A 14,559-nucleotide genomic window follows, 5' to 3' on the forward strand; every position below is an offset into this window, starting at 1 on the left:
GTTTACAAAGTGGCTTCGTGCATAGCAATTAGCTCTTCGTTTAGCAACTCGCGCAAATAAGTCTTCCGCATACCCGCAGAACCTTGCCGACAAATACCGCGCTTGAAATCACTAAAATCACCAACAAGTTCAATGGATACCTCAGCTCGTGTTAATGCAGTATAAATCCATGACCTATCGATTAAACTGGAGTTGGAAATTGGTATGATAACTCTGTTGAACTGACTTCCTTGTGCTTTATGCAAAGTTATAGCATACGCTGGCCTTATAGAGTCTAAAAGATCATGTGTTAAGGGGATTGTTCGTCCATCGTCCAGTTCAACATCTGCTAAAGCTATAATGTTTTGTGTTGATGAGGACGATTGACCAACATTTATTAAGTGCCCCATGGTTCCATTTTGTATATCTTTATCCCAGTGGTTGTCGTTGAAAACAATCGGGTCACCATCATTGATTTTTAGGTGATGTTTTTGAGAACCAAGGAAGAAATCTAGCCTTTTACCATTAGGGTTAAACATAGCTTGGCACAATGTGTTGATTTGAATTACACCAGACAAAGCATTGTTTTGAGCAGTTACGATTTGAGTGTTAGAAGGGGATGTAGCATATAGCTCTGCGACTTTGCTTAATACACCATCAGCTTTAACTTGATGGAACCTAATATTGTCATTGAAAAGGTGAGCGTCAGGAGTGCTGCCATTAGATACTTGTTCAGTAAACAAAGGGATACCTGTAGACTCATCTTGGCGCTTGATAACATCTAAGGCTGTTGTTGGAATTATATTAACTGCATCATGGAAAACTAATCCCGTTCCAATCGGTGGTAGTTGCTTGGAGTCTCCTACAAGTATAAATCTAACGTTTGGTGGAGTACGTCTAACAAGATTATACATTGTACACAAATCAAGCATGGAAGCTTCGTCAATTATGAGCACTGTTGGTCTATCAAGATCATATTGCTTAACGTTGTGAATGAATCCAGCGATAGTTCTAGCTTTAAATCCCGTTGCTTCCGTGATTCGTTTTGTTGCGCGTCCTGAAAGTGCCATAGGAATAACTTGAACATTCAAGTTTACATAGGCGTTCATAATGACACTCAATACAGTTGTTTTTCCAGTTCCAGCTCCTCCCGTAATAATTGAAGTTCCCATTTTCAGTGAGGTTATCACAGCCTCTTTCTGTTTATTTGTAAGAGAGTAGGGTAGTTCAGAAATGGTTGTAGCTAACGCATTGTCATAATGATGACTCCATGTGCATTTGATAGTTAACTTAGCAAGTCTTAGAGCAATAGTCTGCTCCATGATAATGAGTCCTGCCGGGTGAAAATCACCTTGCTTATCTATGGTAAAAGCTGGCGTTTCATAGGATTGTTTCAGAGCAGAATTAGAAAGGTTAATGTCATTTAAGCAACGATTAACCAATGGGGCAAGTTCTTCAAAAGAGGATACAGTGTGACCTTGTTTCATTCGTTGGTGCTGGGCGAACTCGATGGCTCCGATAAGTCGTTCTTGACTATTCGTTTGAAGACCAAAGGAGTGTAGAGCTATCTGATCTGTATCTTTGAAAGATAAACCGAATGAGATGAGACGATAAGGGTCTTCTTGTATTCTTTGTAATGATTCAACACCATGGAATTTGATTAAGTCCATAGCTATCCCACTAGGGATTTTATGTTTCTCAAACCACCAAAGGTTTTTGAGGTTTTCGTATTTATTCCATCCTTTAACTAAACCATCAGCTGTTACTTTGCTGATACCTTTTACTGAAGTTAGTTTATCAATGTCGCCATCGGATAAAATCTGATATACCTCAGACTGAAACGTTTCCCACAATTTTTTTGCTGTAACTGGGCCCACATGACTAAACTCACTGTCGCCTTTAATAAAGTTTACAAAACTATTATTGCTTTCAGGCAATAGAACAGTAAGTTTATGAGCAAATAGATTTACTTCATTTGTTTTGAAGCCGTTTCGCAATACCTTACGTGATGATGCATCGCCAACAACATGCCAATGTTGACCAATCGTTGGCTGAATAGGAACCAATAGTGGGGATGCTTGAACTACATAATATTCATTTACATCCAAAGCTGTGCCACAGGAGTCAATAGCTACAGCACGAAACACAAAGTCAGAATCGGTTTCAGAAACTATAGAAGTGACCCTTAATGTTGCTTCTAATTTTCTTGTTTTACTCATCTGAGCAATATACCTCTTGAAGAAAGCACATTGGACACCTCTTCGTATCGGCTAAGAGCTGTTTTTAATTTATTATTTTGAGATTCAAGATCAAGAACCTTGGCCTCAAGGGTTCGTACTTTATCATTTAATTTTTGAATTTTTTTCAAGTTTTGGTCATGTTCAACAGATGTGACAGATTGGCGGATGCTTGAGTTATCGTTAACATCGAAACTCTGCTTTGTTTCTATTGATTCAGAATCAACTGCATCAAGAATTCCCTCTTGTCGTTTAGATTCATCAAGCCTTTCTAAGGCAGCACGAATAGTTCTGTTTTGGTATAGTACCGACCGACTAAACCCACATTCTTCAGCAACAAGTTCGCGGTTCAGCTGTGTTCCATTTTTAAGTCTACGAAAGTCATCGTCTGTTAAACTAGCGACCCAATTGTTGAAAAGAGTCTTATTTAATTGTCCTTGTTCTCGCCCACTCAATTTTTTCTGAGTTGAACTACTGTCTTGATTAATACTCATACTAAAATCCATTTGTTTTAATTGACAGAAACTTGGCTCCAAAAGTCCTCGTCCATCCCAAGTGAAAAGTCCAACTCTCCACTTTGTGTAGCAAGTAGTATTGACGCTACACGAACGTAATGCATATATGTTGTCCTGATGTCACTATGTCCAATTTGTTTCCTTAGAGAGGTCTCTACAGCTGCATCATAATGTGCAGACTCAATTTTTTCCTTACTAAGATGCTTTATAACAAACATAGTGGCATACCAATCGCGAGTGCTATGAAATGACCAAGTAAAAGTGTCGTCTTTCAACTTTCTCTTAGCTGCAAGAGTCCTGTCTGCTATCATTTTAGGTGTTACTGGGTCACCCTTTTTATTAATAAAAAAAATAGTATTTGGATCGATATTCTTGTGTCGCAGAGTGAGGAGTTTGCGACGCTCAAAGTAAACAGGTAGATATGTTTTACATATCACTTTCCAAGCAGCAAGATTCACCTGAAGGGTCCTTGTTTTACTACCTTTTTCAGTGACAGTATATGAAAAAGTTTTTGCGATGGTGCCGTCACTATGCTTAGGAATAGTATTTTTGATCTCAGGATATGTCCTTACATGATCATTAACGCCATAACCAATATAAGGAACAGAGCATATACCTTGAGCTCGCATACCTGTTGCCAGTCCTAATAAAAACATAACTGGATATACAACGTCATCATATTGACGAAGTAAGTTCTGTATATTCTCATTTGACATGATGGTCACATTCTTATCAGTATTATGGCTTCTGGAGCTTCTGCCTCTTTCTCGACCTATATCTATGTTTGCATATTCAGCATTACTCCCAGACAGAATAGAAATACTTTTTAGAAGATTACTTTCGTCACGAAAATTAAATTTCCAAGCACTTGAAGATGGAGATGTTAAAACTGGGAAATTATTAGAGTTAGCCCAAGAGTAGAAATCAAACACGATACAAGCTTCAGAAAAAATGGTTTCATCTTTAGGTCTGGTTTTATTAAGACTATCCCTTTGTGTGACCAAATGACCTTGCCATTCCCTGATGTCTGGTTCAGTAACCTCTCTCCAGAAATTTGAGCTTTCCACTTGTTTATAATTAATCATGAACTCAAAAAAGCGTTTTATAGCGGAGGAATAACGTTCACTTGTTTTTTGGCTTTTATGGGCTCGTGACTTGAGGAAAAGGTTGATCGCACTAAGCATTATAACTTTATCATTATAATGAAGCAGCATAACGTGATGCGAAATAGTTCTTTTCTCATGTTGGTAAGAAATAAAAGCTCTTTCAATTTTCATCATTTTTTAACCATAGAAATAAATAAATCTGGTTCATAAGTAGTAACAGACTTAAATCCATCATTTAATTTCGGGTAGTCAATTAGTTCAAATAGCTTTTCAATAAAAGCCTCATTAAATTTACCATGATAATTAGCTCTACAGTTAAAAAAAGCAATCCTCTGCTTGGTATTGTTAGCCGAAAAACTATGAATCGGTATTGAATCGATATTGCTTATTAACTCTTGAAAATGCTTAGTTCTTGGGAAGTTACTCTCAATGATAACAACTCTTTTTTCAGGTAAAATATGCCCAAGGCTATCGAATGACCCAGTTAAGAAAGGTTGAAAGAAAATTATCGCATCAGGCTGAGAGGCTAAACAAATATCAATGGCTTCTTTAATGTTCTTGTTTTCTGCTGAAAAAAATTCTTTCATCATGGCACTAACTTCCATGGATGAATTAAGATAATTATAATCTGCTTTTAGGTGAGCTAATATTTCTAGGTTTGAGGACATCGAATCCGAATTAGATTCATATGAAGATATCTTTGCTCTAAGTTCAGATAATTCATTCATCTGTTCACGGTGAAGTCTTGTAAGTTCATCAACTTGTCCTTGAAGCTTGATGGCGCTTGCTTTATCTTGATTTGCTTCGAATGCAAACAAGTCCTGCTTCATTAAGTCAGAGTACAATTTAAGTTTAAATTCTTCTTCTCTATTTTTAGCATCAACCTCTAAAGAATCTAACTCTTGCTTTAATTCACGAATCACAACTTCCAACTCAATATTTGAGTTAGAAATTGTTCCTAGATTAGCGTTACCTTTGATAAAGGGGATGAGATGCTTATAATCCCGTGAAATACTTTGCCTTGTAATTCCAGCCTCTTTAGCGACAGCGGATATTGTTAACTTATTTGCACCTGTTCTTGCTCGTAAGGTTGAAATTGCAAGTTTTAACTTATCCTCTGTATCTTTTTTAGGGTCTGAAAGTAGGTGTCGAAATCTATTGTATAAAACTGAGCGAGATAGACCAAGGTGCTCTGCAAGCTTAGATACAGTGTAGTCTTCTGATGATTTCAGGAAATCGATAGCTTTTATTACATCTTGATCTTCTAAATACATTAAATTACTTCCTCTTGGATATCTTTATTTATTTCTGAACTGTTATCTTTAAGCCTTTTAAGCAAATCAGTGTGTTCAATGATTTCATTCTCATAATAAGAAACAACACTTTCATTGGATGAATCTTCGAGATAAATAATTTTTTTCTTATAATATTTAATTTGTGAATGTATATTTCGCACTGATTCTTCATTGAAAATCAAGTGTTCACACTCTTTATAGTTACAATTGTTTATGTTTGGCAAACCCTTTACATCACCATTCATACAAGGTGGGGCGACGTTATCATCACCTGACTTCATGCAAAATCCACCTATCGGAACTCTTGAAACAAATAACGGTAAACCAGACCTTAATGACTCTTTCACATAGGTTTCTATATCAGTTAGTAGTATTTGTCCGCTATACTTTTGGTCTTCCATTCTCTCTTTGATTTTCTTAGAAAGAGCGCCGGATGTTTTATTATCTCTTATTGCATCAAATACTTCTTTAAGATCTTCAGTATAGTTGTGTTCAAGCAATTCGATAACACTATCTACCATTAATTCATTACGCATAATATAGCGTATAGTCATACCATAACTTTTATGACCAAATAACTGGCGAATCAAATCTATGTTTTTTTCACTTCTAGAGATTAACAGCCATGCAATAGATTTTCTTAACTGGTGTGTATGTGCACCTTCTACACCAGTAACCTCTTTGACAATTTCCTTAATATCTTTGTTTATTGTATTTAGTTTTATACGTTTAAATTTCTTTTTGGTTAATATATCAGTTACAAGTAACTTGTTTGTATCAAGGGCTTCACGATTCTCTTGAAACAAATCAATTAACACATCAACAGCTGATGAAACAATTTGAGGGACAGGTATGGTATCACTTTGGCCGACCTCGGAATCATTAGACGTTTTATATCTTATTATGTTTAAGTATTCAGAGTCATTTTTAGTAAATGTTTTCTTTGCTGGAAGTGCTGCTATCTCTCTTCGTCTTAAACCAGTAAACAAGCCAATAATAAAAATGCATAATCGCTTAAGCTTAATGACAGCTGGGCGGACCTCTCCAATGTCAATAGATGTTCGCCATTGCCAACCGCATGCGTAACCGAGAGAGGCTACTTTCTGCTTTTTTGGTTCGAAATTAAAAAGCTTAACACCATCAGAAATTTCCGGAATTTCCATATTTTTGAATTCCAAAAATAAATGCTTTGTTCGCCCATCTTCCCTAATGTTATCTAGTCCGGCTTCCTCTTTTTCACCTCGCCGTTGACGCGTGTTTAATAGTTTTGAGCATTTTATAATTGTAGGTGCATACCTATTGATATATTTTTCGGCTTCAGAATAAACTTGCTCTATTACTGATGCATCTAATGGCATCCATGGGTTTCTCTTATCTTCATTTAGGATGTAAATTTCGGTGCGAAGATCATCATTGATAATCTCCTTGCTATCGTGAGCAAACTGAAAATCACTTGGCAATAATTCTCTTTCAGTAGCCTCTGTCCATGCATCAAAAAATCTGATCGCCGATAAAAGTTTATATCTGGAGCCTTTAACGTCATTTTTCACATCTTGAATGCAATTTTCAATATAGTTAGAGCATTGTTTAATCGTGATGTTGCTTAGCATTACACTCGAAATAAATCCATTTTCGAATAGAAAGTTACGAGCCGCGTTTATGTACATGCTATTTCTTGACGCAGAAGTGTACCAACTCGTAATATTCAATTTTACTAACTTAGGGAATTCATAGTAAGAAAGCATCTTAACTAGATTTAAAATATCTATACAATCGCGATCATATACAACTTTACCAAGTGTAAATTGAAAATTAACGTGTTCTGATTGACTAATCTGGATTCGCCATGAGTTCTCTACAAAACTCACATCTTTCATTACTTTAAGATCTTGGCTTAAATTCACATCGGAAAATTTGATTATATCCATTAGTTGTACTCAGAAATAATTGGTGGTAACAAGTAACCTTCCATTGCATTACGCAACTCAGCATCCTCTATATCTTCTTTATAAGGCCAAGAATCAATTACCTGTTGGGCTGCTTCGAATTCATCACGATACAACAAGTCGAATTGGTCTTCCCTTACAGAGCGCCTCATTTGATCAAGATATAAGAACCTGTCCACTACAAACGGGATATTGTCACTCGTTACCGATGACTGACTACAAAGGAGACACTTATTGAAATTCTTACATGCTATTGTTGGTAATTCATTTCCTTTGATATCCCAGTTAGGGTGATAAGGATCATTACAAATAGCCAATGGTGATTCTCCATTGTGATTTGTGTAAATGTTCAATATTTTTTTCTTAATGGACTCTTTTTTGAACAAGGGTACAAGTGTTCCCTTAAAAGAACCGTTATCAATTGTGTCCACCAGTTCGTCAAGTTCGATAGAAAGCTTGTCTTTTCTTTTCTGATTACACACAGAGTTATCTTTGTACACCCCATCTGTAATAGCTGAAGTAGAATGTCCATATAAAGCTACTTGTAATAAAAGAGGTAAATTTCCCTCTTGGTCGTTTAAGTAGAGTCTTGTTGGTCTAAGTTGCCGTAAATCTAAATTAAACCCAAGGTTGTCCTTTAAGTACTTTTGTTGAGCACTTCTATTTGATTCCAGCGATGGGTGGTACGCGCTAATTGATACCCCTGCATTAATCGTCAAGGTGACACAAAAAGGTATTTCTCCGTCTAGTTTATCTAAGACCTTTTTATACAACATTCCATTACGTAATCTTGAAGTACGCTTATTGAATAATTTTATTAAATTATAAGCACTATTAAGGTTAGTGGTGGAGCTTGGGTGAATCATTTGTCTTTCTTGACGAATGTTGGTTTCTGTATTGACAGACGCACCTTTTTCTTTTCTTGATTTGATAAATGCCCATTCACCTTCCATTGGAATAGGGTCATATAGATAGTCTTCAGGGTTAATTTTTTCGACAATATCAGGTGACCAACCTGTTTCTAAGCAAATTGCAGTTTTGATTACGCTAAATTCATATACAGTTGGATATAGAATTGCCATAACATCAGATGCAGATGTTTTTGGTGCATCGGGCATAAAGCAAGTGAAGCTTTTGATTTTTTGCATAACCAAACGCTTCATTGTAGTGACTAAAGGATTTGTAAGATTGGTATAAGTCAAATCTGAAGGGACATGGTATTTTCCGTTCTTCTTAACCATGTTTACCGTTGCATTATTTGGGTATTCAGGGTTATGCGCGTAAAATGTAACAATCGTATCGCTTAGGTTACTTGTCCATGTTGAGAACTTAGGTAAATTCTTGTCTGGGTTGTCACGCCTCCAAAAATCAGTACCAACCAACTGATGTGGGACGCCACACTCAAGAGCTTTTTCAACAGATTCTTCTCTGTCATAAATGGCCTTTATTTCCGACGAAAGAAATTCTTTTAGCTTTTCTAACTGTTCACTATCAAGCGGTTCAAAATGATCAGCAGTTGGTTTTTCTGGTACAGGCCATGTACTCGGCTTCTTCTTAAAGCAAGAAAGCTCTTTATGAGCCTTACCTAACTGCCTTCTAACTGCTACGGCAGTAATGTATCTAACTTTAGTTGTTCTAGTATTTGCCAGATAGCTTAAGAACCTTATGAACTCAAACTCATCAAAGTTATACGGTGATAGACTTTCTTTGTTTTTCTCATTGAGATAGTCCCTCAATGAGTACATGTGTACTACATCAGGTTTATTAGCGGCTGTGTCGATGAGTTCTTCCACCAACTTTATCATTGTTGTCATTTTTGTCTCTGTCTAACTAACCTGAAATCTTGTCTAATGTACTTGTGCAGCTATTGCAGAAAACTTCCATAAAGTCTTTTACTTCTGGCAGTTGTTGCTTCAACTCCTCTATACGAGTCTCTAGGCTCTCTTTAACATGATGAAATTCATCATTATGGAACCTTAGCTCATTCATTGTTTTGATATAAGCGCTCAGAATGTCGGCTGCTTTTACAATTGCTTTGTATTTAACGTCAACGTCTTTTTGAATAAGTAAGTTAGCAAATTCATCTCTTAAGTCTTCAGGTAGGGTATCCAGACACTCTTTTTCTGCTAAATCTTCAAGTTTCTTAAAAGCAGAGGTGAATTCTGGGCTGTGATATTTGGTTTTTGAATTTATGTCCTGAAGTTTCGTCTCAGAAATCTCATGGTAAATAGCAACAGTAGCCGCTCTATCAGGGCTAAGGTTGCCTCCGTACCTTTTGTTCTTTATTACTGTCAGTAAATGGGCAATTACTGCCACTTGATGACAATGCTCCGAGACATTCTCTTCCTGAAAACAATGCATCAAAGCCCAACGTTTGATTAACGGCATTCGAGTGATCCATGCCATGAAGGTGCTCTCTGTTTCGACCATAAATAACTCCATACGAACACATTATTATTAATGTAAATATATGACCGGACACGAACTAAGTCAATAGTTTACGAAAAAAAAGAAAAACGAACTAATCACCAGTCAGTACTTCACTGGTGTCATGATACATCCCGATTAGGGCAATGTGTTCTGGGTTGAGTTTGCCATCAAACTTTTTGTTTTTGATAAGCGCCAAGGCATGGGCTACGAAAGCGACCTGTAGACTATGTTCTGAAATATTCTCGCTTGAGACGGAGCGCATCAGAGGCCAGCGCTGGATAAGTTTCATACGTGCGAGATGGGCGAAGAAATGGCTCTGTTTCATAAGTGTCCTATCTAGAGAGTGCTCCACTCGTACTTTTTGTTTGCCACAAACTGCACGAGACAGCGGATACAAAAAAGGCTCCTAAACTGGAGCCTTTTAAGCATAGAAGTGAATGAATACAAGTTAAAGTCTTTTAAAACAGCAAACTGTAGCCATCTTTCTTGTGCTCATTAACCTTCGATGAGGTCGTCTTGATTGTAAGTCTGCAAGAAGCGCTCTAGGCGACCAATTGCCACTTCAAGGTCTTCAATATGTGGCAAAGTCACAATACGGAAGTGGTCAGGCTTAGGCCAGTTGAAGCCAGTACCTTGTACTAACAGTACTTTTTCTTGCTTAAGGAAATCGAGTACGAACTTCTGATCGTCTTTAATGTTGTACATCTCGGTGTCGATCTTCGGGAACAGGTACATCGCGCCTTTTGGCTTCACACAAGACACGCCAGGGATCTTGTTAATCAGTTCCCATGCTCGGTCACGTTGCTCAAGCAGGCGGCCGCCTGGCAGAATCAGTTCATTGATACTCTGATAGCCACCCAATGCCGTTTGGATAGCGTGCTGCATTGGTACGTTGGCACACAAACGCATAGAGGCAAGCATCTCTAAACCTTCAACATAACCTTTTGCTAAGTGCTTAGGGCCCGTTAGGAACATCCAACCACCACGGAAACCACAAACACGGTAAGCTTTAGATAGGCCGTTGAACGTTACCATCAGTACGTCTTCAGCCAACGTTGCAACAGAGGTATGTACAGCGCCGTCGTAAAGGACTTTGTCGTAAATCTCATCAGCGAAGATGATTAGGCCGTGTTCACGTGCAATCTCGACAACTTGAAGCAGGAAATCACGGCTGTAAACCGCACCTGTAGGGTTGTTCGGGTTGATAAGAACGATGCCGCGAGTCTTCGGTGAGATCTTTGCGCGCATGTCATCCAGATCTGGGTACCAGTCTGCATCTTCATCACACATGTAGTGAACCGGAGTACCACCAGAAAGTGCCACTGATGCTGTCCATAGAGGGTAATCTGGAGCGGGAACTAAGATTTCATCACCATTATCCAGTAGCGCTTGCATAGACATAACGATAAGCTCTGAAGCACCGTTACCAATGTAAACGTCTTCTACGTCAAGATTGCGTAGACCTTTTTTCTGGTAGTGTTGAACAACCGCTTTACGGGCTGAATAGATACCTTTTGAGTCACAGTAACCTTGAGATGTCGGCAGGTTACGGATTACGTCAACAAGGATTTCATCAGGGGCGTCAAAACCAAATGGGGCGGGGTTACCAATATTAAGCTTTAGTATTTTATGCCCTTCTTCTTCCATGCGCTTAGCATGTTTGAGTACAGGCCCCCTGATTTCGTAGCATACGCTGTTGAGTTTTGACGACATCCCGATATTTTGCATTGCCGATTTCCTGAAATTAATTTAAATACTTTATTAAAGTACCGCAAAATGGCGTTTGATAGAATAAAAATCTGATGAATGTCGCATTTCAGTGTCACGTTTGGTCTTTTTGTTGTCACCCTTTTCTAAGTTTTAATTCATCGCTTTTATGGTTATTGTCTAAAATGATAGAGGGGCTCGCTTAAAGTCACAGGAATGTTGAAAAGATATCGGACATTCTTGATCTAAGTGGGTGCTACCCATAAAGTATCAAACTAATATAATAAGAATTTAGATGTGAACGAGGTCGATTTGTCACATTTCCAGCAAACTATCTCCGCTTTGATTGAGCGAGTACAAAATGCCCAAGCAAGCGAAGTTCGTTGTGTTGAAGTTCTCACGCAAAAACCATCGTTTGCATTTATCGAATGGCTTCATGCTCAACCGCTTTTTCCTAAGTTCTACTGGCAGTCACGCGACACTCGTGAAGAGGTGGTTGCGCTTGGCCAGTTACACACATTTTCAGATCCAGCACCCGCGTATGCGATTCTAGGTGAAGACCAACGAATCTGGGGTGGACGTTCATTTGACGGCCACACTGAAAAAAATCGCCGCTGCATGGAATCTTTCTTCTTTCTACCTCAGATTGAATTGATCCGCTTTGACGACACTTGGTCGCTGGCGGTTAACTTGTCCCCTGATCGTGTTGTTTCTATTAATGCTTTGAATAAGCTATCCGTAGAAGCCGCGATATTGGCGCCTTTGTCTGCGCATATTGAACAGATAAACCACGTTCCAGAAAGAGAACAGTGGGGCGGGTTGGTTGAGAAAGTACTGAAAGGCATTAGCGACGAAGAGTACAAGAAAGTGGTTTTAGCGCGAAAAACCACGCTACAACTTGATGCACCTATTTGTGCGGCTCAACTCCTTAAGGCTAGTTACCTGCAAAACCACCATAGTTTTCACTTTATGTTGGTACTGGATTCGAAACACAGTTTCATTGGTTCGACGCCAGAGCGCTTATACAGCCGTCATGGCACCGAGCTTGATACCGAAGCGCTCGCTGGCACCATTGGTCGTGGCGAGAACGCTACCGAAGATATGGAGCTAGCAAATTGGCTTTCACAAGACACCAAGAACCTTCATGAAAACCAATATGTCGTCGACGACATCATTGAGCGTCTCACTCCTCATTCACAATCCGTGCACGTAGAGAAAGAAGCGCGCCTTGTTCGTTTGCGTAAGGTACAGCACCTAAAACGAAATATTCATGCGCAGCTTAATAACGGTGTTAATGGCGTTCAGTTGCTTGCGGCTTTACAACCAACCGCAGCCGTAGCCGGTTTACCGCGCAAAGAAGCGATGGACTTCATTCTAGAACACGAACCGTTTGCGAGAGGCTGGTATGCAGGTTCAGTCGGTTATATCAGTCATCAACGAGCAGAATTCTGTGTGGCGATTCGAAGTGCATTGGTTGTAAACGATCAAGTACAACTGTTTGCTGGCGCGGGGATCGTGCCGGGATCGGTTGCCGAACATGAATGGCAAGAGCTGAACAAGAAGATGTCGACTCTGCTCAGTCTCATTTCTGATCACCCTCCATTGGGTGTCGCGTCATGAATCACGACCAAGCCGTATTAAACAGAGTTTGGTGTCACACGTTACTTGAAGAGCTTGCACGCAATGGCGTTGAACATGTTTGTGTTGCGCCGGGCTCTCGCTCAACGCCGCTAACTCTCGAAGCTGAAGCCAACCCCAAGTTAACCTTACACACGCACTTTGATGAGCGTGGTCTTGGATTTTTAGCGTTAGGCTTAGCAAAGGCTAGCAACAAGCCGGTTGCGGTGATTGTGACATCGGGAACCGCTGTGGCGAATTTGCTTCCTGCGACGGCTGAATCTGGGCTGACACGAGAGAAGCTGATCTTGCTGACCTCTGATAGACCCATCGACTTGGTCGACTGTGGTGCCAATCAAGCGATTCAACAACAGGGTATCTTTTCTTCCCATGTTGAAAGTGCTTTAAATCTACCAAGCCCAACCACACAGATTTCATTGAACTGGCTTCTAACATCGGTTGATAGCGCGCTTGCGAAACAACGCAATGTGGGCGGTGCGATTCATATCAATTGTCCGTTCCCAGAGCCGCTCTATTCTAAGAACAGTGCTGAAATGTATGCTGACTACACTAACAATATCGCTGGGTGGAGCTCGTCAACAAGCCCGTATTCTAATACCTGTTTACCCAATCATTTGACTGTACAACCGATAGCGCCGGGCGATTACCTAGAGCGTAAAGGTGCGGTGATTATTGGTTCGATTGATAAAGAAGCGGCAACAAAAGCGCAGCAGTTTGCTTCTGCTTTGGGCTGGCTAATTTTCTGTGATTCTCAATCGGGCGTGAGCAGTGATTGGAAGCATTATGATCTGTGGTTACAGAGTGACTCAGTCAAAGAGCAACTCAACCAGTGTGATTTCATTCTTCAGTTTGGTGAGCGCATTGTTTCTAAGCGATTAAACCATTGGGTTAAGTCACAAGCAGCTTGGTTCGATTGCACGCAATATGTTGTGGTTTCGGCTGATGCGCACCGTATAAATCAAGACCATCTGCCTCAAACTCATATTGTTGCCAATATTGAGTCATGGATAACCGATCAACACCTGCCAACGTTGTTGGGCAAACACTCGGGTTGGGCGACGCCTTTAATCGAGGTGGCAAATACCGTTCAGCAACTAGCACTCGCACAAATATCCAATAATGACCAACTGACCGAGTTGAGTGTTGCGGTTGACTTGTCGTCTAGACTTAAAGACAGAGAGTTGTTTGTGGGAAACAGCTTGATGGTAAGGCTGGTGGATATGCTGTCTTCAATATCTGCGAATCGAGTTTACAGCAATCGTGGTGCATCGGGCATTGATGGCTTGGTGGCGACGGCTGCGGGTGTAGTGAAAGCCAACCAGAATCCTTTGTTGATGTTGATTGGCGATACCTCTCTGCTTTACGACCTCAACTCACTGGCTCTGCTGACTCATAACTTAACGCCGATGGTTATTGTTGTGACCAACAATGATGGCGGTGCGATCTTTGATTTATTGCCGGTACCAGAACAACAGAAACAGTCACTTTATCAAATGCCTCATGGTTTCAGTTTTGAACACGCAGCTGCGCAATTCCAGTTGGGATACGCTGCGCCAGAAACCTTGAATTGCTATCAAACCATTATCGAACAACATTTTGAACAGGGTCAGGGTACCTTGCTCGTGGAAGTTAAGACGCCTCCCGAACAAGCGTCTACTTTGCTGAAACAATTCAGTTCAATGCTCACCGAGGCATTAGCCTAAGGA

The 14,559-nt window shown here is 39.8% G+C and carries 10 protein-coding genes and 1 pseudogene; 2 read left to right on the plus strand and 9 right to left on the minus strand.

Annotated elements, in window-relative coordinates; genetic code table 11:
* Positions 1-2: 2 nt before the first annotated feature.
* The 9 genes and pseudogenes from OH460_RS04615 to OH460_RS04655 form a co-directional block, all read right to left on the minus strand.
* Positions 3-2,198 carry an AAA family ATPase gene (locus OH460_RS04615; RefSeq protein ID WP_269995494.1) on the minus strand — a complete coding sequence of 732 codons (2,196 nt, stop codon included), beginning with the start codon at positions 2,196-2,198 and terminating at the stop codon, positions 3-5.
* Positions 2,195-2,710, minus strand: a complete 516-nt coding sequence (locus OH460_RS04620; RefSeq protein ID WP_269995496.1) for a VPA1267 family protein — start codon at positions 2,708-2,710, stop codon at positions 2,195-2,197. The genes OH460_RS04615 and OH460_RS04620 overlap by 4 nt, the downstream gene beginning before the upstream one ends.
* A 17-nt stretch (positions 2,711-2,727) precedes the next feature.
* On the minus strand, positions 2,728-4,011 hold the full coding sequence (locus OH460_RS04625) for a site-specific integrase (protein WP_269995499.1): 1,284 nt from the start codon (positions 4,009-4,011) through the stop codon (positions 2,728-2,730).
* Positions 4,008-5,111, minus strand: coding sequence for an AraC family transcriptional regulator (locus OH460_RS04630; RefSeq protein ID WP_269995501.1), 1,104 nt, complete (start codon positions 5,109-5,111; stop codon positions 4,008-4,010). Before OH460_RS04630 ends, OH460_RS04625 begins: the two co-directional genes overlap by 4 nt.
* Positions 5,111-7,060, minus strand: coding sequence for a tyrosine-type recombinase/integrase (locus OH460_RS04635; protein WP_269995503.1), 1,950 nt, complete (start codon positions 7,058-7,060; stop codon positions 5,111-5,113). Before OH460_RS04635 ends, OH460_RS04630 begins: the two co-directional genes overlap by 1 nt.
* Positions 7,060-8,892, minus strand: a complete 1,833-nt coding sequence (locus OH460_RS04640) for a hypothetical protein (protein ID WP_269995505.1) — start codon at positions 8,890-8,892, stop codon at positions 7,060-7,062. The genes OH460_RS04635 and OH460_RS04640 overlap by 1 nt, the downstream gene beginning before the upstream one ends.
* A 16-nt stretch (positions 8,893-8,908) precedes the next feature.
* On the minus strand, positions 8,909-9,508 hold the full coding sequence (gene yfbR / locus OH460_RS04645) for a 5'-deoxynucleotidase (RefSeq protein WP_269995507.1): 600 nt from the start codon (positions 9,506-9,508) through the stop codon (positions 8,909-8,911).
* A 94-nt stretch (positions 9,509-9,602) separates the two neighbouring features.
* Positions 9,603-9,833, minus strand: a pseudogene (gene yfbR, locus OH460_RS04650) (5'-deoxynucleotidase); the annotation flags it as partial.
* 170 nt (positions 9,834-10,003) lie between these two features.
* Positions 10,004-11,236 carry a pyridoxal phosphate-dependent aminotransferase gene (locus OH460_RS04655; RefSeq protein ID WP_004739935.1) on the minus strand — a complete coding sequence of 411 codons (1,233 nt, stop codon included), beginning with the start codon at positions 11,234-11,236 and terminating at the stop codon, positions 10,004-10,006.
* Positions 11,237-11,527: 291 nt separating this feature from the next.
* Between OH460_RS04655 and OH460_RS04660 the strand changes: the two genes are divergently transcribed.
* Both OH460_RS04660 and menD read left to right on the plus strand, forming a co-directional pair.
* Positions 11,528-12,835 carry an isochorismate synthase gene (locus tag OH460_RS04660; protein WP_269995911.1) on the plus strand — a complete coding sequence of 436 codons (1,308 nt, stop codon included), beginning with the start codon at positions 11,528-11,530 and terminating at the stop codon, positions 12,833-12,835.
* On the plus strand, positions 12,832-14,556 hold the full coding sequence (menD, locus tag OH460_RS04665; RefSeq protein ID WP_269995510.1) for a 2-succinyl-5-enolpyruvyl-6-hydroxy-3-cyclohexene-1-carboxylic-acid synthase: 1,725 nt from the start codon (positions 12,832-12,834) through the stop codon (positions 14,554-14,556). The genes OH460_RS04660 and menD overlap by 4 nt, the downstream gene beginning before the upstream one ends.
* Positions 14,557-14,559: the final 3 nt, after the last annotated feature.

The sequence above is a fragment of the Vibrio sp. Makdt genome, assembly GCF_027587015.1.
Taxonomy (GTDB): Bacteria; Pseudomonadota; Gammaproteobacteria; order Enterobacterales; family Vibrionaceae; genus Vibrio; species Vibrio chagasii_B.

What these genes read in the sequence shown, in the direction of transcription:
- OH460_RS04615 (WP_269995494.1), bottom strand. Translation starts at nt 2,198, where the DNA reads ATGAGTAAAACAAGAAAATTAGAAGCAACATTAAGGGTCACTTCTATA.
- OH460_RS04620 (WP_269995496.1), bottom strand. Translation starts at nt 2,710, where the DNA reads ATGAGTATTAATCAAGACAGTAGTTCAACTCAGAAAAAATTGAGTGGG.
- OH460_RS04625 (WP_269995499.1), bottom strand. Translation starts at nt 4,011, where the DNA reads ATGATGAAAATTGAAAGAGCTTTTATTTCTTACCAACATGAGAAAAGA.
- OH460_RS04630 (WP_269995501.1), bottom strand. Translation starts at nt 5,111, where the DNA reads ATGTATTTAGAAGATCAAGATGTAATAAAAGCTATCGATTTCCTGAAA.
- OH460_RS04635 (WP_269995503.1), bottom strand. Translation starts at nt 7,060, where the DNA reads ATGGATATAATCAAATTTTCCGATGTGAATTTAAGCCAAGATCTTAAA.
- OH460_RS04640 (WP_269995505.1), bottom strand. Translation starts at nt 8,892, where the DNA reads ATGACAACAATGATAAAGTTGGTGGAAGAACTCATCGACACAGCCGCT.
- yfbR (WP_269995507.1), bottom strand. Translation starts at nt 9,508, where the DNA reads ATGGTCGAAACAGAGAGCACCTTCATGGCATGGATCACTCGAATGCCG.
- OH460_RS04655 (WP_004739935.1), bottom strand. Translation starts at nt 11,236, where the DNA reads ATGCAAAATATCGGGATGTCGTCAAAACTCAACAGCGTATGCTACGAA.
- menD (WP_269995510.1), top strand. Translation starts at nt 12,832, where the DNA reads ATGAATCACGACCAAGCCGTATTAAACAGAGTTTGGTGTCACACGTTA.